This is a genomic window from Mesorhizobium sp. Root102 (genome assembly GCF_001425625.1).
Taxonomy (GTDB): Bacteria; Pseudomonadota; Alphaproteobacteria; order Rhizobiales; family Rhizobiaceae; genus Mesorhizobium.
In genome coordinates this window covers 338,414-363,423 of record NZ_LMCP01000023.1, presented here as the reverse complement: position 1 = coordinate 363,423, position 25,010 = coordinate 338,414, and the positions used below count along the sequence as shown (strand labels likewise).

The 25,010-nt window shown below is 63.5% G+C and carries 24 protein-coding genes and 1 pseudogene; 14 read left to right on the top strand and 11 right to left on the bottom strand.

The window, feature by feature from the left end:
• Positions 1-2 precede the first annotated feature (2 nt).
• From ASD12_RS20315 to ASD12_RS20270, 10 genes are all read left to right on the top strand, one after another.
• Positions 3-1,115, top strand: a complete 1,113-nt coding sequence (locus ASD12_RS20315; RefSeq protein WP_056589983.1) for an ABC transporter ATP-binding protein — start codon at positions 3-5, stop codon at positions 1,113-1,115.
• Positions 1,108-2,121, top strand: a complete 1,014-nt coding sequence (locus ASD12_RS20310) for an ABC transporter ATP-binding protein (protein ID WP_056589980.1) — start codon at positions 1,108-1,110, stop codon at positions 2,119-2,121. The genes ASD12_RS20315 and ASD12_RS20310 overlap by 8 nt, the downstream gene beginning before the upstream one ends.
• Before the next feature lie 78 nt (positions 2,122-2,199).
• Positions 2,200-3,843, top strand: coding sequence for a dihydroxyacetone kinase subunit DhaK (locus ASD12_RS20305; RefSeq protein WP_056589977.1), 1,644 nt, complete (start codon positions 2,200-2,202; stop codon positions 3,841-3,843).
• 72 nt (positions 3,844-3,915) lie between these two features.
• Positions 3,916-4,518 carry a dihydroxyacetone kinase subunit DhaL gene (gene dhaL / locus ASD12_RS20300; protein WP_056590188.1) on the top strand — a complete coding sequence of 201 codons (603 nt, stop codon included), beginning with the start codon at positions 3,916-3,918 and terminating at the stop codon, positions 4,516-4,518.
• Positions 4,515-4,904 (top strand): dihydroxyacetone kinase phosphoryl donor subunit DhaM, encoded by a 390-nt coding sequence (gene dhaM, locus ASD12_RS20295; protein WP_056589973.1) that lies wholly within the window; start codon positions 4,515-4,517, stop codon positions 4,902-4,904. Before dhaL ends, dhaM begins: the two co-directional genes overlap by 4 nt.
• A 22-nt stretch (positions 4,905-4,926) precedes the next feature.
• A complete protein-coding gene (locus tag ASD12_RS20290) occupies positions 4,927-5,229 on the top strand; it encodes an HPr family phosphocarrier protein (RefSeq protein WP_056589970.1) in 303 nt (100 codons plus the stop codon).
• 266 nt (positions 5,230-5,495) lie between these two features.
• Entirely contained in the window at positions 5,496-7,070 is a 1,575-nt protein-coding gene (gene ptsP / locus ASD12_RS20285; protein ID WP_056589966.1) for a phosphoenolpyruvate--protein phosphotransferase, read from the top strand.
• Positions 7,071-7,081: 11 nt separating this feature from the next.
• Positions 7,082-7,504 carry a hypothetical protein gene (locus tag ASD12_RS20280; RefSeq protein ID WP_056589964.1) on the top strand — a complete coding sequence of 141 codons (423 nt, stop codon included), beginning with the start codon at positions 7,082-7,084 and terminating at the stop codon, positions 7,502-7,504.
• Between the two features lie 37 nt (positions 7,505-7,541).
• Positions 7,542-8,528, top strand: coding sequence for a dihydroxyacetone kinase subunit DhaK (gene dhaK, locus ASD12_RS20275; protein ID WP_056589961.1), 987 nt, complete (start codon positions 7,542-7,544; stop codon positions 8,526-8,528).
• Positions 8,529-8,591: 63 nt separating this feature from the next.
• The gene (locus ASD12_RS20270) at positions 8,592-9,614 is read left to right on the top strand and encodes a nucleotidyltransferase family protein (RefSeq protein ID WP_056590185.1); all 1,023 of its coding nucleotides are present in this window, start codon (positions 8,592-8,594) and stop codon (positions 9,612-9,614) included.
• 7 nt (positions 9,615-9,621) lie between these two features.
• On the opposite strand, the gene ASD12_RS20265 is transcribed toward ASD12_RS20270, so the two are convergent.
• The 4 genes from ASD12_RS20265 to ASD12_RS20250 form a co-directional block, all read right to left on the bottom strand.
• Positions 9,622-10,599, bottom strand: a complete 978-nt coding sequence (locus tag ASD12_RS20265; protein ID WP_056589956.1) for a hypothetical protein — start codon at positions 10,597-10,599, stop codon at positions 9,622-9,624.
• Positions 10,596-11,030 carry a lasso peptide biosynthesis B2 protein gene (locus ASD12_RS20260; protein ID WP_056589953.1) on the bottom strand — a complete coding sequence of 145 codons (435 nt, stop codon included), beginning with the start codon at positions 11,028-11,030 and terminating at the stop codon, positions 10,596-10,598. Before ASD12_RS20260 ends, ASD12_RS20265 begins: the two co-directional genes overlap by 4 nt.
• A gap of 19 nt (positions 11,031-11,049) precedes the next feature.
• On the bottom strand, positions 11,050-11,334 hold the full coding sequence (locus ASD12_RS20255; RefSeq protein ID WP_082525564.1) for a PqqD family protein: 285 nt from the start codon (positions 11,332-11,334) through the stop codon (positions 11,050-11,052).
• Positions 11,335-11,748: 414 nt separating this feature from the next.
• The gene (locus ASD12_RS20250; protein ID WP_082525551.1) at positions 11,749-12,624 is read right to left on the bottom strand and encodes a DUF2259 domain-containing protein; all 876 of its coding nucleotides are present in this window, start codon (positions 12,622-12,624) and stop codon (positions 11,749-11,751) included.
• An 82-nt stretch (positions 12,625-12,706) separates the two neighbouring features.
• Between ASD12_RS20250 and ASD12_RS20245 the strand changes: the two genes are divergently transcribed.
• The gene (locus ASD12_RS20245) at positions 12,707-14,614 is read left to right on the top strand and encodes a propionyl-CoA synthetase (RefSeq protein ID WP_056589950.1); all 1,908 of its coding nucleotides are present in this window, start codon (positions 12,707-12,709) and stop codon (positions 14,612-14,614) included.
• A gap of 178 nt (positions 14,615-14,792) precedes the next feature.
• Here the strand turns inward: ASD12_RS20245 and ASD12_RS35440 are convergent, their stop codons facing one another.
• Positions 14,793-15,089 carry a hypothetical protein gene (locus ASD12_RS35440; protein ID WP_244482911.1) on the bottom strand — a complete coding sequence of 99 codons (297 nt, stop codon included), beginning with the start codon at positions 15,087-15,089 and terminating at the stop codon, positions 14,793-14,795.
• Between the two features lie 42 nt (positions 15,090-15,131).
• On the opposite strand from ASD12_RS35440, the gene ASD12_RS35435 reads away from it, so the two are divergent.
• Positions 15,132-15,374 carry a hypothetical protein gene (locus ASD12_RS35435; protein WP_244482910.1) on the top strand — a complete coding sequence of 81 codons (243 nt, stop codon included), beginning with the start codon at positions 15,132-15,134 and terminating at the stop codon, positions 15,372-15,374.
• Positions 15,374-15,775: a hypothetical protein gene (locus ASD12_RS35430; protein WP_244482909.1), complete on the top strand. Its 402-nt coding sequence runs from the start codon at positions 15,374-15,376 to the stop codon at positions 15,773-15,775. Before ASD12_RS35435 ends, ASD12_RS35430 begins: the two co-directional genes overlap by 1 nt.
• 175 nt (positions 15,776-15,950) lie before the next feature.
• Here ASD12_RS35430 and ASD12_RS20235 read toward each other — a convergent pair whose 3' ends face one another.
• From ASD12_RS20235 to ASD12_RS20210, 6 genes are all read right to left on the bottom strand, one after another.
• Positions 15,951-18,338: a polysaccharide biosynthesis tyrosine autokinase gene (locus ASD12_RS20235; RefSeq protein ID WP_056589947.1), complete on the bottom strand. Its 2,388-nt coding sequence runs from the start codon at positions 18,336-18,338 to the stop codon at positions 15,951-15,953.
• Between the two features lie 236 nt (positions 18,339-18,574).
• Positions 18,575-19,471: a UTP--glucose-1-phosphate uridylyltransferase gene (locus ASD12_RS20230; protein WP_056589945.1), complete on the bottom strand. Its 897-nt coding sequence runs from the start codon at positions 19,469-19,471 to the stop codon at positions 18,575-18,577.
• A 74-nt stretch (positions 19,472-19,545) separates the two neighbouring features.
• Positions 19,546-20,514, bottom strand: a complete 969-nt coding sequence (locus ASD12_RS20225; RefSeq protein ID WP_056589941.1) for a glycosyltransferase family 2 protein — start codon at positions 20,512-20,514, stop codon at positions 19,546-19,548.
• Positions 20,504-21,454: a glycosyltransferase gene (locus tag ASD12_RS20220; RefSeq protein WP_056589938.1), complete on the bottom strand. Its 951-nt coding sequence runs from the start codon at positions 21,452-21,454 to the stop codon at positions 20,504-20,506. The genes ASD12_RS20225 and ASD12_RS20220 overlap by 11 nt, the downstream gene beginning before the upstream one ends.
• Positions 21,454-22,449 (bottom strand): glycosyltransferase family 2 protein, encoded by a 996-nt coding sequence (locus ASD12_RS20215; RefSeq protein ID WP_056589936.1) that lies wholly within the window; start codon positions 22,447-22,449, stop codon positions 21,454-21,456. The genes ASD12_RS20220 and ASD12_RS20215 overlap by 1 nt, the downstream gene beginning before the upstream one ends.
• A gap of 40 nt (positions 22,450-22,489) precedes the next feature.
• Positions 22,490-23,662, bottom strand: coding sequence for a glycosyltransferase (locus ASD12_RS20210; RefSeq protein WP_056589933.1), 1,173 nt, complete (start codon positions 23,660-23,662; stop codon positions 22,490-22,492).
• 292 nt (positions 23,663-23,954) lie between these two features.
• On the opposite strand from ASD12_RS20210, the pseudogene ASD12_RS20205 reads away from it, so the two are divergent.
• Positions 23,955-25,004, top strand: a pseudogene (locus ASD12_RS20205) (polysaccharide pyruvyl transferase family protein); the annotation flags it as partial.
• Positions 25,005-25,010 lie beyond the last annotated feature (6 nt).

Genomic DNA, 25,010 nt, shown 5'->3' with positions numbered 1-25,010 from the left:
TCATGGCCGAAATCCGCGTCCAGCACCTTAGAAAGGCCTTCGGCGATTTCGTCGCCGTGCAGGATTCCAACTTCGTCGTCGAGGATGGCGAGTTCTTCGTCATGCTCGGACCATCCGGCTGCGGCAAGACGACGACATTGCGCATGATCGCGGGGCTCGAATTGCCGACAGGCGGCCAGATCCTGCTTGGCCGCGACGACGTCACCATGCTGCGGGCACGCGAGCGCGACATCGCCTTCGTCTTCCAGCTGTTCGCGCTCTATCCGCACATGAATGTGCGCAAGAACATCGGCTTTCCTCTGCTGGCGCAAGGTATGCCGGCAGCCGAAATCCGCACCCGTGTCGAGGAGACAGCGAAGCTACTGCGCATCGACCATTTGCTCAACAAATCGGTCTCCGGCCTTGCCGGCGGCGACCGCCAGCGTGTGGCGCTCGGCCGCGCCATCGTGCGGCGGCCAAAATGCTTCCTGATGGACGAGCCACTCGGCACGCTCGACACCGAATTCCGCGATCTGATGGTCCACGAGCTGCGCGAGCTGCACAACCGCATCCACGCCACGACTGTCTATGTCACGCACGACCAGATGGAAGCCATGTCTATGGCCGACAAGATCGCGGTGATGAACCATGGCGTCATCGAACAGTTCGGAAGCCCACGCGAAATCTATGACCGCCCGGCGACAATGTTCGTCGCCGACTTCATCGGCTCGCCGCCGATGAACTTTCTGGCATTCGGCGGCGGGCTCGCCAAGGGGGCAAGGGAGATCATTGTCCAGGGCGCGAAGGTCGCGGTACCGGAAGTGCGCGAGGATATCGCACCTAGCGACATGGCGCTTGGTATCAGGCCCGAACACATCCGCTTCGACGATGCTTCCAAGCTGCGCGGCGCCATCTACGGCACCGAATATCTCGGCACAACGCAGATCGTCGCGGTGGAGACGGCGGATGGCATCATCAAGGCACGCGTGCCGGCCGAGATCCGGCTCTCCACCGGCGACCATGTCGGCCTGGCGCTGAGCAGCGCACGGCTGTCGCTGTTCGAGAAAGGATCCGGCCGCGCGGTGAGAACCGCGATCCACGATGTGGCCTCGGAACGGAGGGCCCAGCATGGCTGACGTGCACATCAAGAACGTGACCAAGAATTTTGGCGACCATGCCGCCGTCGACGGTCTCGACCTGCACATATCAGATGGTGAATTCGTCGTGCTGCTCGGGCCGACAGGAGCCGGCAAGACGACGACGCTGCGGCTGATCGCCGGGTTGGAACGGCCGGATTCCGGCACGATCGAAATTGGCGGCCACAATGCCACGACACTGTCGCCGGCCGAGCGCGACACGGCCTTCGTGTTCCAGCAGTACTCGCTCTATCCGCATCTGTCGGTGTTCGACAATCTCGCCTTCCCGCTCCGCTCGCCGGCCCGAAAGATGCCGGAAGACCAGATTCGCCGCCGGGTCGAGGAGGTGGCGAAAATGGTGCGCATCCATCACAAGCTCGCCAACCGCTCGACCAAGCTTTCGGGCGGCGAAATGCAGCGCGTCGCCATCGGCCGCGCGCTGGTGCGCAAGCCTTCGATCTATTTGATGGACGAGCCACTGTCGTCTCTCGACGCCAAGCTGCGGGCGGATCTGCGGCTCGAGCTGAAACGCATCCAGACCGAACTCGGCGCCACCATGCTTTACGTCACCCACGACCAGATCGAGGCAATGACCATGGCCGACCGCATCGGCATTCTTGCCGATGGCGTGCTGGTGCAGATCGGCTCGCCGCGCACCATCTATTCCGAGCCGGCAAACCTGCATGTCGCGGCGAGGCTCGGCCAGCCGGCGATCAATCTTCTGCCGACCGGACTGCTGCCCGATGGCGGCGCGCCGGCGGGAACCAAAACCATCGGCGCGCGTACCGAGCACCTGACGATCGCGAAAGCCGCGAATGGCCATGCCGACGGCGTCGTCGACTGGGTCGAGCATCTCGGCGACCAGAACCACCTGCATGTGACGGTGGGCCAAAAGAAGCTGGTGACGCTGACGGACCCCGACACGGATCTGGCGCAGGGCGACAGGGTGGTAATCCGCTACCGGTCGCCGCTGTATTTCGGTGCCGATGGACAACGACTGATGTGAACGGCTTCGGTGCCTCCTTCCAAGGTTCAGCACCGGTTTTTGATTGACGATTGCGGATACGGGGCTGGACGAAATTCGATGAAGCACTTTTTCAATCGCAGGGAAACGATCGTCACCGAGGCGCTGGATGGCCTGTTGCGGACCATTGGATCAGGCGATCTCGCGCGTCTCGACGGCTATCCCGAAATCAAGGTCATCCTGCGCGCCGACTGGGACAGGACGAAGGTCAGCGTCGTCTCCGGCGGCGGTGCCGGGCACGAACCCTCGCATGCCGGCTTCGTCGGCAAGGGCATGCTGACGGCGGCGGTCTCGGGCGAGATCTTTGCCTCGCCAAGCGTCGAAGCGGTGCTGGCGGCCATCCGCGCGGTGACCGGCCCGGCCGGATGCCTGCTCATCGTCAAGAACTACACCGGCGACCGCCTCAATTTCGGCCTGGCCGCCGAGAAGGCGCGCGCCGAAGGGGTTCGCGTCGAGATGGTGATTGTCGCCGACGACATCGCGCTCCCCGACATTGCCCAGCCGCGCGGCGTTGCCGGCACCCTGTTCGTGCACAAGATCGCAGGCCACCTGTCGGAGGCCGGCCACGATCTGGCGTCCGTTGCGGCAGCCGCTCGCGCGGCGGCGAAGGACATCGTTTCGCTCGGCATGTCGCTGTCGTCATGCTCGATCCCGGGCCAGCCGCACGAAGACAGGTTTGGCGAGAACGATGGCGAACTCGGCCTCGGCATTCATGGCGAGCCGGGCGTCGATAGGATTGCGGTGCAAAGTGCCGACAGGCTGGTCGCGATCATGGCTGAGCGCCTCGCGGCACGGCTTGATCCCAAGGCCACCTACGCCCTTTTGATCAACAATCTCGGTTCGGTGCCGCCGCTCGAAATGTCTGTTATCGCCAACGCGGTGCTTGCATCGCCGCTCGCCAAAACCATCAAGCTGACGATCGGCCCCGGACCGCTGATGACGGCGCTCAACATGAACGGTTTCTCGCTGTCGCTGATCCGGCTCGACGCCACGCGCGAGACGGCCTTGTTGGCGCCGGTCGGCCCGCACGCCTGGATGCCGGCAAAGCCTGTTGTGTCACCCGTCATCCTGCCGATGGCGAAACCAGCCGGACAGAGCGCGGCACGCAAGCCCAGTCAGAATGCGCGGACCAGATCCCTTGTCGTCACGGTCTGCGAAAGGCTGATCGCGCTCGAAGCCACTTTGAACGGGCTGGATGCCAAGGCGGGCGACGGCGACACCGGTTCGACAGTGGCGACCGGCGCGCGCAGTATTCTCGAGCGGCTTGATATGCTGCCGCTTGCCGAACCTGCAGCCACCCTTGGCGCGATAGGCGACATTCTGAGCGCATCCATGGGCGGCTCCAGCGGCGTGCTGCTGTCTATCTTTTTCACCGCGGCGGCGCAAGCGTTGGACAGCGACGCGAACCTTGCCAAGGCGCTGCTTGCCGGCCTTGAGCGAATGACTTTCTATGGCGGCGCGAGCATTGGCGATCGCACCATGATCGATGCCCTGGAACCAGCCTTGAAAGCGCTCGACTCCAGTGGTCTGGAGGAAGCGGCAGAAGCCGCTCGGCGCGGTGCCGAGGCCACCGCCGCCATGGACAGGGCGAAAGCCGGACGGTCCGCCTATGTCGGCAGCAAGCTGCAAGGCGTGGTCGACCCCGGTGCTCATGCGGTGGCCGAAGTCTTCGCGGCGGTCGCCGCGCTGCATGCAGCGGCCTGACGCATGCTCCAGTTGTCGAATGACCGTTCTTTCGATACTGCGGACGGCATGGAAACCGGGAATGCGGGCGACATGGCGGCGTTGAACCTTGCCAGGCTGATCGCGGCCGCCGCGGATACGATTGCCGCGCACGCCGAGGAGTTGACCACGCTCGACCAGGCGATCGGCGACGGTGACCACGGGCTGAACATGAAGCGCGGCTTCGAGGCCGTGCGGGCCGAAGCCGCGGCGTTTTCGGCCAGGCCGTTGCCCGAAGCCCTGAAGGCGATCGGCACCAAGCTGGTGATGACGGTCGGTGGCGCCTCCGGCCCGCTGTTCGGCACCCTGTTCCTGGCGCTCGGCAAGCAGATTTCGGCGGCGCCCGATCGCGCCAATCTGACGGCGGCTTTCGGCAAGGCCATCGAAGCTGTGGCAGCTCGCGGCAAGTCGCAGGTTGGACAAAAAACCATGCTCGACGTGCTTCAGCCGGTGCACGACGCGCTGCTGCAGGGAAAGACAGCGCCGGAAATCGCCGATATCGCCGACGCTGCGGCCAAGGCGACCGTGCCTATGAAGGCCCTGCGCGGCCGTGCGTCGTTCCTCGGCGACCGTTCGATCGGCCATATGGATGCCGGCGCACGTTCGACCACGCTTCTGGTGCGCACGATCGTCGAAACGCTGGAAGGTCAGCCATGAGCAATGTCGGCATCGTCATCGTTTCGCATTCGCCGCTGGTCGCCGAGGGCACGGCCGACATGGTGCGCCAGATGGTGGGCGACGAAGTGCCGCTTGCATGGTGCGGCGGAAACGGTCATGGCGGGCTTGGCACCAATGTCGAGGCGATCATGGGCGCCATCGAGAAGGCCTGGTCGGAAGCCGGCGTCGCCATTCTGGTCGATCTCGGCGGCGCCGAGACCAACTCAGAAATGGCGGTGGAGATGATCGGCGAGCCACGGTCGCAAAAGATCATCGTGTGCAACGCGCCGATCGTCGAAGGCGCGGTGATGGCGGCGACCGAAGCCTCCGGCGGCGCCTCGCTCAGGGAAGTGGTGGCGACGGCGCATGAATTGTCGCCGTCGTGATTGAACAGGAATTTTGAAAGACATGTCCGTATCCGCCGAAGCGACCGTTGTGATCACCCACGAGGTGGGCCTGCACGCGCGTCCTTCGGTGAAGTTCACCAAGCTGGCCAAGACCTTTGCCGCCGAGGTGGAAATCGCGCTGGCCGCCAATGGACCATGGTTCGACGCCAAGAGCATCGTCAAGGTGATGGCGGCCAAGGCGCCGAAGGGCACGGTGCTGCACATCAGGGCCAGCGGCGACGGCGCCAATGATGCCGTCGACGCGCTGGTCGAACTGGTGCGGCGCGATTTCGATGAAGGCGCGGACCATGTCCGGACCGCTTAGGCTTAAGCCGCATTTCTCACACTCGATGTGGCCTGCGCCGGTTCAAGAAGCCGGCAGGGTAGGAGCCGCGCGACGAGCGATGCGGCTCCATCGGGCAAGCGCGGCGACGCCGCCTGCCGGTTTCTTCAACCGGCCCTTTCGGGTTGCCTTTCGGCGGCCATCTACGGCGACGGGCGGCTCAACCGTATGTCTTTATACGCTTTTCGCCGCCCGTCGCCGTATATGCCTCGCCGAAAGAGCAACGCAGGCCGCATGGAGTTCGAGAAATGCGGGTTAAAGGCATTTCGGCCTCGGCCGGCTATGCCGAGGGGCCGCTGTTCGACCTCGACAAGACTGTCGTATCCTATGTCGGCAAGGAAACAGCCGACGACGAGAAGGCCGCGCTCGAAACCGCAATCGCCATCGCGGCGGGCCGCCTTACAGTATTGATCGAGATGGCCGTGGGCGATGCCGCCGACATTCTCGAGTTCCAGATCGCCATGCTGGGGGATAATGCGCTGAGCAGCCCGGCCTTTGCCGCGATCCGGACCGGCCTGCCTGCCGACAAGGCCTGGCGGCAGGCGCTCGACGCCGAAATCGCCGGCTACGATGCTTCCGACCAGGATTACTTTCGCGCGCGTGCCGCTGACATCCGCGACATCAGGGACCAGGTGCTGCGAGCCCTGTCCGAGGATGGCGACGTCCCGGCGCCAGCCGGTGCCATCCTCTACGGCGAGGACATCGCGCCGACGCGCTTCCTCGAAACCGACTGGACCAGCGGCGGCGGCATCGCGCTAAAGGCGGGCAGCACCGCCAGCCACGTCGCCATGCTGGCGCGCTCGCGCGGCGTCCCCATGGTTGTGGGTCTTGGCAGCTCACCGGCCCATCCTGCCGGCATCGCCTTGCTCGACGCCGAACATGGCGGCATCGTGCTGTCGCCGTCCAAAGCCGAAATCGACGCCTTTCGCCAATCCTCTTCATCATTCTCGGCGCGCCGCGACCGGGCTGGAACGTTCCTGGCGCGGCCGGCGGTGACCAAGGCCGGCACGATGGTGCGTGTGCAGGTCAACATCGCCGACCCGTCCGATGTCGACGGCATCGACATCGCGACCTGCGACGGCGTCGGCCTGATGCGCACCGAATTCCTGTTCGGCAAGACTCTGCCGGATGAGGAGACGCAGTATCGCGCCTATCGCAAGGTGCTGGAGTGGGCCGGCGACAAACCGGTGACGATCCGCACCGTCGATGCCGGCGGCGACAAGCCGGTGCCGGGCTTCACCGTCGCGGAAGGCAATCCATTCCTCGGCCTGCGCGGGATCAGGCTGTCGCTGGCAAGACCCGAGGTGTTTCGTGTACAGATCCGGGCGCTGCTGCGCGCCGCCGTCCACGGCAGTCTGAAAGTGATGTTTCCGATGATCGCCATTGTGGAGGAATACCGGCAGGCAGCGGCGATGTTCGCCGAGGAGCAGGCGGTGCTTGCCACGCGCGGCATCGTGCACAAGATGCCGCCGCTCGGCATCATGGTCGAGGTGCCTTCGGTGGCGATCGTGCCCGAAGCCTTTACTGATGCCGCCTTCTTCTCGATCGGCTCCAACGACCTTACCCAGTATGTGATGGCGGCGGCCCGCGACAACGCTGCGGTGGCACATCTCAATTCGGTCCGTCATCCGGCCGTGCTGCGGCTGATCGCTGCGGTGACCGCGTTTGGCCAGCGGGAGAATATCCCTATCAGCCTGTGCGGCGATGCCAGCGGCGACCCAGCCTCGATCCCGTCACTGCTCGAGATCGGCCTGCGCGATCTTTCCGTTGCACCGGCGCAACTCGCCATGGCCAAGGCGGCCATCGCGGATATTTCGGTCTAGGCGCGGCTGGCATGGTCGACAAGGCACCCGAACCCGGTTCCGAAGAGGCGATCCGCGCCTACAAGACGATCCTGTCGCACGTCATCGACCAGCGCCCGTCCGGTATGCGCCAGCGCCTCGCCGATGCGCTCGGCAAGCACCGCAGTTTCGTCACGCAGATTTCCAGCCCGGCCTACTCGATCCCGATTCCATCAAAACATTTGCCGGCTATATTTTCCGTCTGCCATTTCAGCCCGGCCGAGCGTGACCAGTTTCTCGCTGCCTATCACCAGGCGCATCCAGGCAAGATGTCGATCGCATCGGGCATGCGCAAGACGCGGCATGTCTCGCTGATCGTGCCCGATTTCGGCGACGACAAGCAGAACGCCGCGCTCGACAGGGCGGTGAACGATTTTATCCAGAAGATCACCAGCATCACCGGAAAAGGTAGCTGATCGCTTTGTATAAGGCCTATTTCGGGAGGAGACGGCCGTGAAGAAATTCATGAACTCGGTGGATACGGTGCTGACCGAGAGCCTCGACGGTTTCGTGGCCGCCCATGCCGACATCCTCGTGCTTGGCGACGAGCACAAATTCATCCGCCGCAAGGCCTTGCGGCCGGGCAAGGTGGCGCTGATCTCCGGCGGCGGTTCCGGTCACGAGCCACTGCATGGCGGCTTTGTCGGTCACGGCATGCTGGACGCCGCCTGCCCCGGCCAAGTGTTCACCTCGCCAACACCGGACCAGATGCTGGCGGCGGTGCAGGCCGTCGACACCGGTGCAGGCTGCCTGTTCATCGTCAAGAACTATGAAGGCGACGTGATGAATTTCGACATGGCGGCCGAGATGTCGGAAGGCGTCCAGCAGATCGTGACCAATGACGATGTCGCCGTCGAGAATTCTTCTTATACGACGGGCCGGCGCGGCGTCGCAGGCACGCTGGTGGTGGAAAAGATCGTCGGCGCGGCGGCAGAACATGGCCTGGCGCTGGCACCGTTGAAGGCGCTCGGCGACCGCGTCAACGCTGCCACCCGCTCGATGGGCGTCGCGCTGACCAGTTGCACCGTGCCGGCGGCGGGCAAGCCGACTTTCGACATCGGCGACGGCGAGATGGAGTTTGGTGTCGGCATCCATGGCGAGCCCGGACGCCGGCGCGACACGTTGAAAAGCGCGGATGCTACCGCGCAGGAGATTTGCGCCGCGATCCTGGGCGATCTCGGCGACAAGGCGAAAGGCCCGGCGCTGCTGTTCGTCAATGGCTTCGGCGGCACGCCGCTGATGGAACTCTATCTGATGTACAACAGCGCGCGGGCGATTTTCGAGAAGCACGGCGTGACGGTGACCCGTTCACTGGTCGGCTCCTACGTCACCTCGCTCGACATGGCCGGCTGCTCGATCACACTCACCATGCTCGACGACGAGACGACCGCATTCTGGGACGAACCGGTACACACGGCGGCGTTGCGCTGGGGCATGTAACCCTGGCTTCCATCAGGCTTTTCTGCAACCATTCCTGACTTGCTCGCAACGCTGGCTGGTTCGATGCTGTCATCGCTTACTTCTGCCGAAGAAAGACTCTTGCTGCGCTTCGCCGATCCCGAGGCAGCGGCTACCAGCGAAAATTTGTCGGCAAAGTCCCTGACCGCGCTGCTCGACAATGCCGAGTTCCATGGCGTGCTGCCGATCATGCTGCGCAAGCTGCAAGAGCGCGGCGACGCGCATCTGCCGGCGGATGCGGACCTGCACGGCAGGCTGGACGATCTGCGCCAGAAGGGAACGATCGCCACCGGCCAGTCGATGCTGCTGCAGTACCATGGCGACCGCATCATGAAAGGGCTGGCGGCGGACAATGTTCCGGCGCGGATCGTCAAGGGTCCGGTCTTCGCGCGAAAGCTCTACCGCAACGTCGCCGACAGGCCGTTCACCGACATCGACATCCTGGTCGAGCCCACCAACCTTTCGCGGGCAAACCGGGTGATCGCGGCCTGCGGCTTCGAGCTTGGCAGCAATGAGGCTGAATCCTACGAGCTGCAGGAGTTCAAATGGCTCGAAAAGGAGAATTCGAGCCTGCTGGTCGAGCTGCATGGCGACCTGGTGCATGACACCGGCATGCGGCGGCGCCTGTCGCTGGGGTTCCGGGAATTGCGCGCGATCGACGGCGAAGCGACAGACACGCCGGCGGCACTTTTGACGATCGCCATCGTGCACGCCGCCGGCGGCCACAAATTCCATCGGCTGCAGCTTTGCGTCGACGTGCTGCAAGGCGTGCGAGCGCTGCAGTCACCCGAAGCGGAAAGACGCCTGTTCGACGCTGCCCGCATGACCGGCATCGAGCTTGAATTGGCTGTTGTGCTCAATGTGACCGGCCAATTGTTCGAGGAGAGCCGCGCGCTTGAGCTCGCCGGCCGGATCAAGCCCGATCTCTCGATACGGCTGGCCAGGCGGTTGATCAACACGAACACGCTGCTTAGCGTCAACTCCAGGGACAAGCTTGGTTCGCGCCTGCGCCGCGACGCCTTCCGGTGGATCCAGCGGCTGGCCAAGGCCAGGCCGCAGATTGCCTGACTTGATTTCAATCCAGAGCGGCGCTGATCAGCGTCGCCGCGTCGGCCGGGCGCGCACCCACCTCCAATCGGAAGGTCGGCACCGAATTGACCAGCCCGGCGATGGTCGCCAACCGGCGTTTTTGCATCGGCAGCAGCCCGGTCATGCCCGTGCGGACATTGTCCACCGCCAGCGCCACCATTGCGTCGGTCCTGGCCATGGCGACGAGTCGGGTCTGGCTGTCGGCGGAGCGCGCCAGGTGGAGAAGGGCCGCCACCGGCCTGGCGGACGCGTTTTCGACCCGCACGATCCCGGCCAGCCTTTCAAGCGAGACGGGCTGCTCGCCGTTGCGATCCCACGTCTGGCGAAGGCATGGCGCCACCTGCGGGATCATCTCGGCCGTCTTCCGGTGGATCTTGACGGCGCGCGGCAAGCCCCAGGCCACGACCTTGCCCGACGCGACATTGACGATCATGGCGTCGTCGGAGCAGAGGCCAAAGCCTTGTGTTGCCAGCGCCAGCGACGTCGTGGTCTTGCCGGTTCCGCTCGGGGCATGGATCAGCACCACTGCGTCGCTATCCGGCAACGTCAGGCCCGCGGTGTGAAGCATATGCTGGCCACCGGCGTCGAGCGCGGCGTCCAGGACCAGCATCGACGGCGTCCACGCGGCTTTCGTACCGGGGCGAACCCGGAGCTCTGCCCAACCATCCCCGCCATTGATCGCAACCGTCTGACGCCCGGGAAAGACGAGATGGACGGTGCCGCCGTCCTCGATCATCCGGCAGGAGCCATCCTCCGGCACCTCGCCAGCGAAGACGAGCGATCCATGGGGTGTCTCGTCCAGGGTCTCTGTTTCGGTGATCCCGAGACGAAAGTCAGGCTCGACCGGTTCCGCGACACGCAAGCCTGCGAGCATCCTGTCGAGATCCTGCCATAGCTCGGAGCGCTCGGCTGATATGCCGAGGATCTGGCCGTTGAGGCCATAACACGCTGAAGGTCTGGTCAAGTGGGACGCACCTTTTGGGCATCGGCATGGTGACGGTAGATCTCGACCATGCCGGGAAGACTGTCGCTGACCACCGGCCTGCCGTCGAGGCAGACCCAGCAATGCGCCGACATGCGCGGCGCCTGCATCGACTTCGGATCGACGCCGAAACGCAGGTCCGGATCGAAGCCGGCAAGGCGCAGGAAACGATGACCGAGCAGGCCCTCTCTCAGGCACCTGCGGTCGCGCATCAGCCAGGGATGGCGAACGGCGCGGTTGACGGCGGCGACGATGTAGGCGGATGGCAAGCCGCGATAGGGCGTCGACGAGGTGAGCGGCGCCCATTTGAGCACGTCCTCGAAGCTGCGGTTGGCGACCAGGACCGGCATCAGCCGTGCGCTTGCCCAGATGTGGCAGCGAAACAAAGCGCGCAGGAGAGGACCGTCGGCCATCAGGCGGCACCCTTAGCCATCAAGCATCTGGCGCGGCGAGGATACCTTCCGAGACCAGGTCCGTGGCCAGTGCCGCGATGTCCTGGTCGAGCGTCCCCTTGTCGACCTCGAACTCCTCGCAAAGCAGGTCGACGATCTGGTCGAGGTTGCGCGCGCCGTCCACCTTGTCGAGAAAGGCTTCGGTCGTGCCGTTGCACGTGTAGAGCTGGCCGCTACGCGCCAAAAGCACGACGGCGCCATCGCCGACATGCTGGACCGAAGCGTCTTCCGCCAGCCGCAGAACCGTTTCAGAGGCAATTTCCATCACGAACCCCACCAAGCCATGCAAAACCCAGAATTCAGATAGCGCGGCGAGGGAACCATGTCTATCAGACGACATGGGGGACGCCCGTGCGGCTCGTGCGGCGATGCGTTCCGACAGGCCCTCGCCAAGTCGCGAAAACGGCACGGCTGTCTGTTCCCGGCCGGCATCGTCCCAGAAATAGTCGTCGACGCGAGGTGACAAGCAACTGAACCGATCGGCTGGACGGTTGCTTTTCTTCCCTAGAGTAAGGTAAAACCTGCCTGGGTCTGGGGAGATTGCGTATGCGTTACAATTGGGAACGGGCTCCGACGAGCTTCGAACGTCACAGAAAGGCGCTGGCGACGGCTATTTTGATCGCTGGCGGCATTGGCCTAATGCTTGTGGCCTTGCCGATCTAGTTAAGCTTCGGGCTTGTCAGTGCGGCTGCCCTGTCACGGCAAGGAAGCGGCGATCGCGCCCCTCGAAACCCTGGCTGAAACGCTGCACCAGCACGACGATCACCGTCGGCTTGCCGGCCGGGGTGAATTGGTAGGATTCCGACAGGCTGTAGGAGGTCGGGCAGTTTCTCGAGCCCGGCACGGTCTTGTCCTCGTGCAGGATCTTGAACGGGTTGCCGTCCTGCCCTTGCAACGTCAGCCGGAAGCCGAGCGCCTTGCCAGATGTCTCGTCCTGCTGCGTCGCTGTGAAACTCGCCGAACAATCACTCGTGCTGGCTGCAAGGATCTCGTCGAGGCGGATGGTCGAAATGCCCGTTTCGTCATAGAGCGGCGACAGCCATTTCTGCGACACCCGTTTGAGGCGGGAAATGTCGTTGTAGGCAACCATCTCACCCGGAAAGGTGAACTTGTCGGACACTGTCTGCTCGCCCAGTGAGGCAATGGCATATCTGGCAAGGATGGGCGCCGCCTGTGCCGCGGCCTGGGCTCTCGCCTGCTCCAGCGTCAGCGTCGCCTCTTCCGTTTCGTCGACAATAACGATCGGCTTGCCGCCAACGAACTGATCCGTACGGGTATCGATGACGTCGATCTGCGACCAGCCGGAGTCCGAGGCGCCAGCGTCGAGCGTTCCATATTGCTCGAAGGCGAAATAAGCGCCATCGGGCGAAAAGCCGATGACACGCCGTGCGGCGGCATCGCCAGCCTGAGCGGTTCCAGCGGGGATCGCAAGTGCCGCGCGATGACCGATGAGAGCGCAAAGCGTCCGATGATCCGCACAGCAGCAAACATCGCCGCTCCAATCCCGTATCGCAATTTCATAGCTGCTTGCCCCCAAGCGCCCGGTCGATGTCATCAGCACAATGGCGTCTATTTGCGGCCAAGGTTAGAGCGCACTATCTGGAGGGGAGGAAAAATCATTCCTGGGGAGGATACGGATGGCTTCACGCTATCACGAGGTCTACGACGGCTGGAAACGCGACCCGGAACAATTCTGGGCGGACGCGGCCGAGGCCATCGACTGGTATTCGCCCTGGGACAAGGTGTTCGATGCCACGGCCGGTGTCTATGGCCGTTGGTTCACCGGCGCCACCTGCAACACTTGCTACAATGCCGTCGACCGCCACGTCGCCGGCGGGCGCGCCGACCAGATCGCGCTGATCCATGACAGCGCCATCACCGGAACGGTCAGGAAATTCACCTATGCCGAGCTCAAGCGCGAGGTGGTCGCGCTCACCTCGGTGCTGAAGAATCGCGGCATTGGCAAGGGCGACCGCGTCATCATCTACATGCCGATGGTGGCCGAGGCGGCGATCGCCATGCTGGCCTGCGCCCGCATCGGTGCCGTGCATTCGGTGGTCTTCGGCGGCTTTGCCTCGCATGAACTTGCCACCCGCATCGACGACGCCAAGCCGAAGCTGATCATTTCCGCGTCCTGTGGCCTGGAGCCGGGCCGCGTCGTCGCCTACAAGCCGCTGCTCGACAAGGCGATCGAGATCTCCCGCCACAAGCCGGACGCTTGCCTGATCCTGCAGCGCGACCAGTTGCGCTGCGAGTTGAAGGAGCATTTCGACATCGACTACGCCGATGCCGTCGCCCGCGAACGGGCGGCTGGCGCCAATGTCGACTGCGTGCCGGTGCTTGCCACCGACCCGCTCTACATCATCTACACATCGGGTACGACCGGTCAGCCCAAGGGCATCGTGCGCGACAATGGCGGCCACATGGTCGCGCTGAAATGGACGATGGAAAACGAGTTCGGCGTCAAGCCGGGCGAAGTGTTCTGGGCAGCATCCGATGTTGGCTGGGTGGTCGGCCATTCCTACATCGTCTACGGGCCGCTGCTGCATGGCTGCACCAGCATCCTGTTCGAGGGCAAGCCTGTCGGCACGCCGGACGCCGGCACCTACTGGCGGGTGATATCGGAGCATGACGTCGTCGCCCTTTTCACCGCACCGACCGCGTTCCGCGCCATCAAGGGGCAGGATCCGAAGGGCGATTTCATCGCGAAATACGATCTGTCGAAATTCCGCACGCTGTTCCTCGCCGGCGAACGCGCCGACCCGGAAACCATCAAGTGGGCGGAGCAGAAGCTGAACGTGCCGGTGGTCGACCATTGGTGGCAGACCGAGACCGGCTCCCCGATGACGATCAATCCCGCCGGGCTTGGCCTGCTGCCGGTGAAATACGGCTCGCCCGGCGTGCCGATGCCCGGCTACGACATCCGCGTGCTCGACGATGGTGGCCACGAAGTGCCGCGCGGCACGCTGGGCAATGTGGTGATCAAGCTGCCGCTGCCAGCCGGCTGCCTGCCGACGCTATGGAATGCCGATGCGCGGTTCCGCCAAGCCTATCTCGACGAGTTCCCCGGCTTCTACAAGACGGCGGATGCCGGCATGGTCGACGAGGACGGCTATCTCTACGTCATGGCCCGCACCGACGACATCATCAATGTCGCCGGGCACCGGCTGTCGACCGGCGCCATGGAGGAGGTGCTTTCCGCCCATCCCGATGTGGCCGAATGCGCGGTCATCGGCATTGCCGACGCCATGAAGGGCCAGGTTCCACTTGGCTTCGTGGTGCTGAACGCGGGTGTGACGCGCGACGTCGGCCTGATCGAGAACGAAGTGGTCGGTCTGGTGCGCGAACGCATCGGCCCGGTCGCCGCCTTCAAGACGGTGGTGACGATCAAGCGCCTGCCCAAGACACGCTCGGGCAAGATCCTGCGCGGCACCATGCAGAAGATCGCCGACAAGGAGGAATGGACCATGCCGGCAACGATCGACGATCCGATCATCCTCGACGAGATCACCGCGGCCCTGAAGGAGCGTGGAATCGACCTTTGAGCCGCTGAAGGATTTGGCTTGTCGAGGTGGCTTTTCTGATCGACGAGCAATCTCTTATTGTGCAACGCAGCAATGCACCCTACAGTTTTTCGCGGGGGCCACCGATAAGGTCGCATGTCTCAGCAGAAGATTACATTTGGCGGCGTCGACATCCTGCGGTTTCCCGCCGCCGTCATGGTCATGGTTTACCACTATGGCTTCTGGGTGTGGGCGTATCCGGACGGCGTTTCGGCGCGCGCCACGGGCGGTATTCCCCAGCAACCGGCAATAGGCGCCTGGGTCGAATCCGGCTCGGCGTCCAGATCTTCTTCGTCATCAGCGGCTTCGTCATCGCCTTCAGCGCCGAAAGGTCGACGCCCTTGCGGTTTTTCGAAGCAAGGGTGAAGCGGCTGGCGCCGGCGGTGTGGATCTGCGCACCGGTCACCGCCGTCGTGCTTTTGATCGTCGGTCTCAGTTGGCCGACGGATTCCGTCATCCGGCTCGTCCGCACCGGCCTGTTCGCCCCTATGCGCCTTGGGTGGACAGCGTCTACTGGACGCTGGGCATCGAGATCGCCTTCTATGCCATCGTCTGGATCCTGCTCAGGCTCGGCCGCTTCCATCAGATAGAAATGGTGGCCGTTGCCATCGGCCTGGTCAGCACGCTGTTCCGGTGCCTGTACTACCCGCTCGACTGGGCCGACCTTGCCGAAGCACGCACGCTCGACCTGCTTCTGGTGCATCACGGCGTTTTCTTCGCGACCGGCGTCATGCTTGGCTGATGCGCTTCAAGGCGGTGACCGCCGCTCGCCTTGCCTTCCGCGCCCTGTTCCTGGGCGGCGGCGTGCTGCAGATCGCCAGTTCGGTCGACGTTCATATCCTGAAGGTGGGGCGAGAGATGCCGTTCGCACCGCCGATCCTCATCTTCCTCATCGCCATTGCCTTAATGGCATGGTCACTGCGGCTCGACCTGCCCTGGAGCGGCTGGCGCCGCATCGGGCTGATGACTTATCCGCTCTACCTGCTCCACGATGTCGTCGGCGCGGCCCTGCTCGGCGTCATGGTCCGCGCCGGGCTGCCGCATCTCGTCTCGATGGTGATCGTCGGCGCGACTGTCCGTGCAGGCGCCCTACTGTCAAGCCTCGGGTTTCCGAACTACTCGACACTGGCCGCCATCCTTTAGCGGACGGGCTGACTGCCGTCAGAATCGCCGACGAGCTGCTCCTGGAGCGGACCGGCTCCCAAGGCATGTCGCGGCTTTGGCGCAACGACATGTCTGAAAACAAAGACTTAAAGCGCGCCGACCCTCATCCCTCGCAATGCTTGGAGAAAAGGGCCTGCTTGGGCAACGGCCGATATCAGACCGGCGCCTTGCCGCGCACTTCCGACTTTTCCAGATAGTAGCTCGAGTATTTGTCGAAGAACTTTTCCGAGCCGCCAAATGATCCGTATTTGGCCAGCTTTTTCAGGTCTACCTTGTTCAGCACCGCGCCAACGATCTTGTTGGCGACATAGGGTTCAGATTCCAGCATCGACCTGACCATCGCGCGCGGCGTGCGGCCCCATTCGGTGACGAGCACAAAACCGTCGACCAGCGGCGCGAAGGCCTTGGCGTCGACCACCGGTCCGAGCGGCGGCAGATCGACGACGATGTATTCGAACGTGTCCTTGGCGTTCTCGATGAAGCGCCGCATGCCGGCCGAGGAGAGAAGTTCGCTGGTATGCGAGAAGTGCCCGCGCAGCACCGCCGGGATGATCGCCAGCTTCGTCTGCCTGTCGATCTTGCCGACGGACTGCCAGCTCTGGCCGTTGACCACCGCTTCCATCAAGCCTTGCTCGGCTTCCATGCCAAGCCCCCGGCTGAGGCCGGGATTGCGCAAGTCACCGTCGATCAGCAGCGTCTTGGCGCCGTTGGCGGCAAGCAAGCCGGCGAGATTGGCCGCGACCGTCGACTTGCCCTCGCCGGGAAGCACCGAGATGATGCCGATGACGCGGCTGCCTTGCCCTTCCATGACGACGTCGAAGGCTATCTTGGCGCTGCGCAGCGTTTCGGAGAACATCGAGGCAGGCGAATCGATGCTGACCCGCATGCGCGCTCGTTTTTCCGCGGCCGACAGCGATTTGGCGGTCTTGGCATCCACCTGGGTCTCGCCCGGCTTTTCTTCCTTGCCGAGCTTGCCGCCGATCGTCGGCAGATAGCCGAGGAATTTCAGGCCGACGCGGTCGCGTACATCTTCGGCGGTCCTGAAGAAGCGTTCGTTGAACTCGTTCAGGCCGCCGAAGCCGGCGCCCATCAGCATGCCAAGAACCAGTGAAAGTCCGAGCACGACGATTGTGCGTGGGCTTGACGCGGCCATCGGCATCGAAGCGTCCGAGATGATGCGAATCTTGCCAACCGGGAAGGACTGCTGCTGCGCGGCTTCCTCATAGCGGCCGAGGAATGTCTGATAGAGCGTGGTGAGCGCCGTCGCCTGCTGATCGAGTTCACGCAGCTTGACTTGCGTCTGGTTGTCGACGGAACTCTTGCCCTGTGCGGCCGCGACATTGGCCCTGAGCGCGGTCTCGCGCGCCAGCGCCACCTCATATTCGTTGCGATAGCTTTCGGTCAGCTGCTTCAGTTCGCCGAAAATCTGCGTCGATATGTCGGCCTTCTCCTTGGCAAGCGCCACCGCCTGCGGATGCTCGGGGCCGAAATTCGCCTCGACGTCCTGCAGCCGCTTGGTCACCGTTAGATAGCGGGTCTTGAGCGCCGCGATGACCGAGCTGCTCGGCTGGTCGCTCGATATGGCGGCATCCTTGAAGGCGTTGTCGGAGCCGCTGTCGACAATCGTCTTGTACTGCTGGTAGCGGGCGCTGGCACGCGCGGTATCGGCCTGCGCCACGATGAGCTGGGCGTTGAGATCGGAGAGCTGCTTGTCGCTCATCAGCTGGCCATCGCTGTTGGCGGCCAAGCCATGTTCGGCCCTGAATTTCTCGACCGCGAGCGATGCCGCCTGCGAGCTCTGGCGCAATTCCGTCAACCGGCCCTGCAGCCAGACCGCCGCCCGCTCGGTGGCGTCAAAGCTGGCATCGAGCTGATCGGCGAGATAGGCATCGGCATAGGCTTTGGTGATCGCATGGGCCAGGGCCGGATCCGTCGCCTGATAACCGAGGTTGATGACGAAGCTTCGCCCGGTGCGCGCCGCCTGGATCTCGTTTTGCAGCTTGAGGATCGCATAGTCGCGACGCGACGTGGCGATCAGCGCGTCGCGGGCTGCCGGGTCGAGCTTGCTGAAGTCAGCACCACCGGACATGGAAGGGCTGGGGCGGACATACTGGATCACGCTGCGGACCAGACCGACGCCCTTCGCCAGAGCCGATACGGGCGGATTCATGAACGCATCGTTCTGGTCGAGCTTCAGTTTGTCGACGACCACGGCGGCAAGCCGCGTCGAGGTCAGGATCTCGATCTGACTCAGGATGGCGGAATCGGTCTGCATGGTTGTCGACGCCGCCGAAATATCATCGACGATCTTGTTCAAGCCTTCGTCGATCAGCACGCTCGCGACCGACTGATATTTGGGCGGCGTTGTCTGCAGATAGAGCAGACCCAGAAAAACACCGATGACAGCACACACGGCAACCACCTTGGCCTGCCGTGCGGCCATGCCAAGCAGCCGCTCGATATCGATGAAGTCTTCACCGTCTCCTGCGTCCGAATTCGGCAATGGCATCCTCTTGTCGAGAGGAAAGTTGGCATAATTCATCTTCGGTCCAATTCTAGAGCCGGTCCCATTCCGATTGATCGCAATGGGCTCTATCTCACTGTTTGAACATGATCTTTTCCGGAAACCGGGACCCACTTTCCGGGATCATGCTTTGGCTTGCAGGCGCCTCGAAGATCGGGAGCATCGCCAGGAGCAACGCAAGCGCCGTGCGAGACGGCGAGGGCTTGGCGGCCCCTCTTCGCCAACCACCCGACAATACTCCCGAAAGATGGGCATTATGCGGCTTCTTCCTGGCGTTCATGCGACCGGACGAACTCCTGAAGCATCTCGAAGACCGGCCCCTTCATGTCGTCGCGCGACAAAGCGAAGGCGATGTTGGCCTGGATGAAACCTTCCTTGGAACCGCAGTCGAACATACGACCCTTGAAAGGCTGGGCGAAGAACGGCTGATCCTTCGACAGACGGACCATGGCGTCCGTCAGCTGGATCTCGTTGCCGGCGCCGCGCTGCTGATTGCCCAGAAGCGCGAAGATCTCGGGCTGCAGGATGTAGCGGCCGTTGATGTAGAAGTTCGACGGCGCGTTGGCCGGCGCCGGCTTTTCGACCATGCCCGTCACCTCGAAACCGCCGCCGATCTCGGCGCCACGGCCGACGATACCGTATTTGTTGGTCTCGCTCGGTTCACAACGCTCGACGGCGATCACATTGCCGCCGGTGCGCTCGTAAAGGTCGACGGTTTCTGCGAGGCATCCTCGCCCGCCGAAGGACACCATGTCCGGCAGCAGCAAGGCGAAGGGCTCGTTGCCGATAACCTCGCGCGCGCACCAGACGGCGTGCCCGAGGCCCTGCGGCGACTGCTGGCGGATGAAGCTGGTGGCGCCGGCCACAGGCAGCATGCTTTCGAGCGCCTCCAACTGGGTCTTCTTGCCGGTCTGCTCCAGCGTTCCGATCAATTCCGGATGCAGGTCGAAATAGTCCTCGATCACCGCTTTGTTGCGACCGGTCACGAACACGATGTGCTCGATGCCCGCCTCGAAGGCCTCGTCCACCGCATATTGCACGACAGGCCTGTCGACCACGGGAAGCATTTCCTTCGGCATCGACTTGGTCGCCGGCAGGAACCGTGTTCCAAGCCCCGCCACCGGTATCACGGCCTTCCTGATTTTCTTCATCGCAAATTCCTTCTGAGGAGATCGACTTCAGTCCATTCACAGGCCACGAAAAATCCCTCCATGTGCCTGCATCTTCACCTCCCCACCCCAACGGCAAACTGTGCCGCCATTCTTCGCAACCGCACCGCGATCGGCATGCCCATATGCCTGACCGCTGCCGGGTCGCTGAGCGCCGTCCGGATCGCCTTGAGCGGGGACCGCGCCTTGATGTGCTGAACCATCGACAGGAACGAGGCGGCCTTGCGCAGGCTGCGGCTGCGCCGGGCAAACGCCGCTTGCGCGGCCTCATCCATCTGATGGGTTTGGGCGAACACGGCATCCGCCTTGCGCATCGCTTCGACGTGGTGAAGCTCGAGCACGCGCGAGATGGAGCCGCTGCGGATATGATAGGCATAGCCGATATCAGGCTCGACGACGCATTTGCCGCCCTTGGCCAGGGCGCAGGCAAACAGGATGTAGTCTTCGCCGATCCTCAGCTTCTCGTCATAGCGAAGCCGGTTCTCGTTCAGGAACTCGCGCCGGAAGATCGGCTTGAGATAGCCGAGATTGAACTTCGATTCGAAGACGACGTTGCCAGCGATGTAGGTGGCCAGGGAAATCTCGCGCAAGCCTTCCAGATAGTGCCGCGGGAACATCGTGTCCTCGACGACACCGTCCTCGCGAATGACCTGCAGATTGTCGATGGCTATCTGGGCACCGGCCGTTTCGGCGCGCGCGATCATCTTGGCGATGCGGTCGGGGAAGACCGCGTCGTCGGAATCGAGAACCGCGATCCATCTGCCACGGGCGGCGTCGAGGCCGGCATTCCTGGCGCCGCCAGGGCCGCGATTGCTGGCCAGGGCGACGACGCGGACGACATCCTGCGGATGGGCCCGCGCCACGTCCAGGGTCGCATCGCGCGACTTATCGTCGACGACGATGATTTCGACGCTGACATTTTTCTGGGCGATGGCGCTGGCGATCGCCCGATCGAGGGTCGCCTCGGCGTTGTAGGCGGCAATCACAAAGGAAACATCGGGGACAAAGGAGACGTCAGGCTGCACGCTTGCCTCCTTCCTGTGGCGAAGGCTGGCCGTAAAGGCGGATTTCGCGGATGCCGACGAGGCCGCTGACGACGCCGACATGCATGATGCCGCGCAGCACGCTGCGGTTCCTGCGAACCGGACTGACGACGACCGGAAGTGCCGAGGCGAAGCAATAGATGGCCTTTGCCGACGCCAGGCCGACCTGCCCGACCAGACCGATGCCGCTGGCGCTGCTGCCCAGAAGATGGCCATGCGTCTGCCCGACACGGAAGCGGCGGCGACCGAGCCAGTCGAATGCCGCCCTTGAGCGCGGCACCACCTCGTCGACCCAGGCCTCGGGCGAGAAGGCGATGCGGCCGCCGGCCTTGTACATCTGGTCGAAGAACTCGGTGTCCTCGCCGCCGGTCTGGCCGCGCGCCAGGCTGAAGCGGCGGCCGCGCAGGCTGTCCGATCCCATCCGCAGCAGAACGTTGCAGGTGTAGCCGGTCCGGATCTCACCGCGCACCCAGACGGGTAAGGTCGAGTGGAAATCGCCGCGCCGCATCCAGTCCGGTGCATCCGGGCGATAGCGCGCCCTGACCGGACCGAGCACGGCGGCGGCACCGCTGGCTTCAGCCGTCGCGACCAGCCCGGCGAGCCATGCGGGTGTGGCAGTCTCGTCGTCGTCGATGAAGGCGACGAAATCGGCCATGCTGGCGTCGAGGCAGGCGTTGCGGGCGATCGAGATGTTGCGCGCCGGGGCATGCTGATAGTGGATAGGCACCGTCAATTCCTGCGATAGCGCCATCACTAGGTCGCTTGCGGTCGGGGTGTCGTCATTGTCGGCGACGATGATGCGGATATCGAATCCCGCCGGCATCTCCATGGCGTCGAGCGAGCGCAGCGTGTCGGCCAGTTCCGACCGGCGGAACGTGCAGACGCCGATGTCGATGCTGCGGTTCTTGGCCTGCGCCGTCATCACGCTACCCCGCGCCGCGACCCGAGGCCGAGAAGCTGCAGCCAGAAGCCGACTGACCAGCCAAGATGCATGACCATAGCCGAGACGCCGGCCAGCGCGACGTCGGCCTTGCGCTGGCGGAGCGCCGTCACCAGTCCGTAGCCCAGGCACACCGATGCCCACAGCAACAATGGCACCGCCGCCAGCCAATGCACGAACGAAAAGGCCGCCAACAGCACGACCGGAAACACCAGCAACGGCACCATCTGCCGGACCTTCGGGATAACGCGGTGCTTCAGCACGTTCTTGGCGCGGCCGCGGCCGTAGCCGAGATACTGGAAATAGAGGCCGCTGAGCGAGGTGCGCGGATAGTAGACCATCTGCGTCTTGCCGCTCATCCAGATCTTGTAGCCGGCCTTGCGGAGGCGATAATCGAGTTCGGCGTCCTCGTTGTGGCTGAACGTCTCGTCATAGCCGCCGACAGCGCCGAAGGCCGATATCCGCATCAGTGCATGATGGCCGTGGTCGATCCACTCTCCCCCGGAAAGGTGCCGATGCTTCGAGCCGCCGGTGCCGAGCTTGGAATTCTGTGCCGCGGCCGCCGCCTTCTGCACGGTGCCGCTGCCGCTGGTAAGCATCGAAACGACAACCGAATCTGCCCCGGTGGCCAATGCTTCCTCGACCAGCCGGTCGCAATAATCGTCGGGATAGCCGCCATGCGCGTCGATCCGGATGAGATAGTCGGCACCCTCGCCAAACGTGCCGACGGCGAGATTGATCGCCGCGCTTTGTATGCGCCGCTTGTTGTGGAGCAGGATAACGCGCTGGTCCTTCGCAATGACGTTCTCGACGATGGCCAACGTGCCGTCGGTGCTGCCGCCATCGGCGACAATGATCCTGGCGCCAAGCCTTGCCGCGGCAGGTCGCAATTGATCGAGCAGCACGCCGATATGGGCGGCTTCGTTCAGGCACGGGATAACGATCAGGCTGGACGAGGGTTTTTTAGTCTGCGTCATCCGCCTCTGTCCATCTTGCCTCTGTCCATCTCTGGCCATCCTATGCCAATGCCTCGGCGGCAAAGGAGCCGGGCACGGCGGTCAGGCTGCGCAGCCGCTCGACAAGCGCCCGGCAATCGCTGCGGTCGTAGCTCCAGGTCCTCGGGTTGCGGGCCAGAACACGCCCCTTCAGCCTGGCGAAGCGATGCTCCTCCATCTTGCCGAGCGCGGCTTCGAGCGCCTCGGGTGACGCATCGGGCAGGAGCACGCCGATATCCTGCTGTTTGAGGAACCGCCCGGTCTCGGTGTTGCCCATCGAGATCGGCACCGCGCCGAAACGGCAGCCTTCATAGAGCCGGTTGGGCAGAAGCCATTCTGAGTTCTGCCCCGCTTCGAAGAAATCGATCGCCCAGGAAAAATGGACGTCGTTATAGATCGCAGCCATGTCCTCCGGGTTGCGGTAGGGCCCGCGAAACGACAGCCATGGTTCAGCTTCGACAAAGCCATGAAAATCCGGGAATTCGGACAAAGCTGGACGGCCGCGCAGCACAATCTCGCAGCGCCCATCCATGCGGCGGGAGAAATCAGCCAGCAGTTCGAGCGAACGGCGGCAGCGCAGCGCGCCGAACCAGCCGATCCGCCATGGCGGGCCGACCGGACTCCCTTCGGCCTCGGGGGCGCCGGGCAAAATCGCCGCGGCCTCGAAATACTTGTTCTCGACCAGCTCGATGGGTGCAGCGACCTGGCCGAAGGGCTCGAAATAATTGGCGATGAAGGCAGGCGAACTGGTCACCAGCAGCTTCACGTCCCTGGCCAGAAAGCGTTCTGTAGCGCGCAGCGCCTTGCCCAGGACATCGTTGCGAAGCACGAGACGATGAATGTCGAGGCACTCGTAAACGATCGGGACCGACGCACTGAAGGCCGATCTGGCGCGGCGGGCCAGCGCCAGCATTTCCAGGTTGCGCGCGATGATGAGATCGGGCCTTGGCACGCCGCCAAGCTTCGAGCCTATCGATAGGGCAGCCTTGGCGACCGCCGCGAGGCGTTGGCCGAATCGCCCGTCACGCGTCGCGCCGAGGTCGATCGGCCGCAATCCCTCGACATCCGCGATCGGATTCGTGGTGCGACGGAAGCCGGCCAGGGTGACCTGGGCCCCACCTGCCCTGAGCATCGTGATCCGCCGGCGCACGGCCGGGTCGGAAACGTCGTGCACAAGGTACAAGACATGCAGCATGAAAACTCGACCGCTGTTGGCCCACCCAAAGGAATGCTAGTACAGCTCTTGCTGCATCGCAACATTTTTGCTGCATCGATCGACGTTTTCTGTTGCACTGCAAAATTGATGCGTTAATCTCGGGCCTGCTTGGGTCCACTTGGACCGTGCGTTGGTCACCAGCATGGTGCGGCGCCCTAAATCGTGACGCGGAGCGCATCGGGATCGTCCTGGCGTGCGGCATTTTCGGTCACCATGCCCGTCTGCACCGCTGGCCTGGCCGCGGAATCTGCTGACGAAATGAGGTAATTCCATGAAGATCGTGGTCGAAAACACCGTCTGCCTGAACACCGGGGATGCCGCGATTCTCCTGGCGATCCGGCACATCCTCAAAGCAGTCGCCGGGAGCGACCCGCGGTTCTTCATCTTCGATAGCCAGCCCGACGTCGCGGCGAGGCTCTATTCGAAGAAAGACTATCCGGACCTCGAATTTCACAAGCTGCTATCGGAGTCCATATTCAAGTACCAGCACGGGCGCGGGCTGAAGAACCTGCTCAAGCCCGTCTACAACAAGATTATCCTTCAGGGTCTGCGTTGGTTTGGCAGCAGCGCGCTTGGCACGTTTTTCAGCCGCAGCGATCGTCGCAGCCTCGATATCTACACTGGCGCCGATCTCGTGGTCACGACCGGCGGAACCTATCTCGTCGAGAACTACAATCTCGAACGACGCCTCAATCAGTTCCGGCTTGATGCCATATTTGGCAAGGATCCGGTCTTCTTCACGCAATCCCTCGGCCCGTTCAACAAAAGTTACAACCGCCAGGAGCTTGGCCCGATCTTTGACCGCAGCCCGCTCATCCTGCTGCGCGATGAACGGTCGCGGACCCATATCCAGGATCTGGTGAAGGATCTCGGCAAGTGCCACGTGGTGGCCGATGCCGTATTCGCCCTGGCCGATACCGATAGGATCGGCAAGTCACTCGCTTCCAGCCAGCCGCCGGCGCCGACTGGCCGCGTCGCCATTTCCGTACGTCACTGGAACTACGTCAGCGACGGTGAAGGCGGCATGCGCCGCTATCTCGATTCGATCCGCGAGATCGCGACGATCCTTGTCAGGGACCATGACAAGGAGGTGACCTTCGTCTCCACTTGCCAGGGTGTACCGGAATATGCCCACGACGATTCCAAAACCGCACGGGCAATCGTGGCCGAGCTCGATCCGGAGATCGCCAAGCATGTGACGGTGGACGCTGCGTTTCACACGCCGGACCAGTTGATGGCATTGGTGAAAGGCTTCGACTTCGTGGTCGCCACGCGCATGCACATGATGATCATGTCGCTTTGTGTCGGCACGCCGGTGCTGCCAATC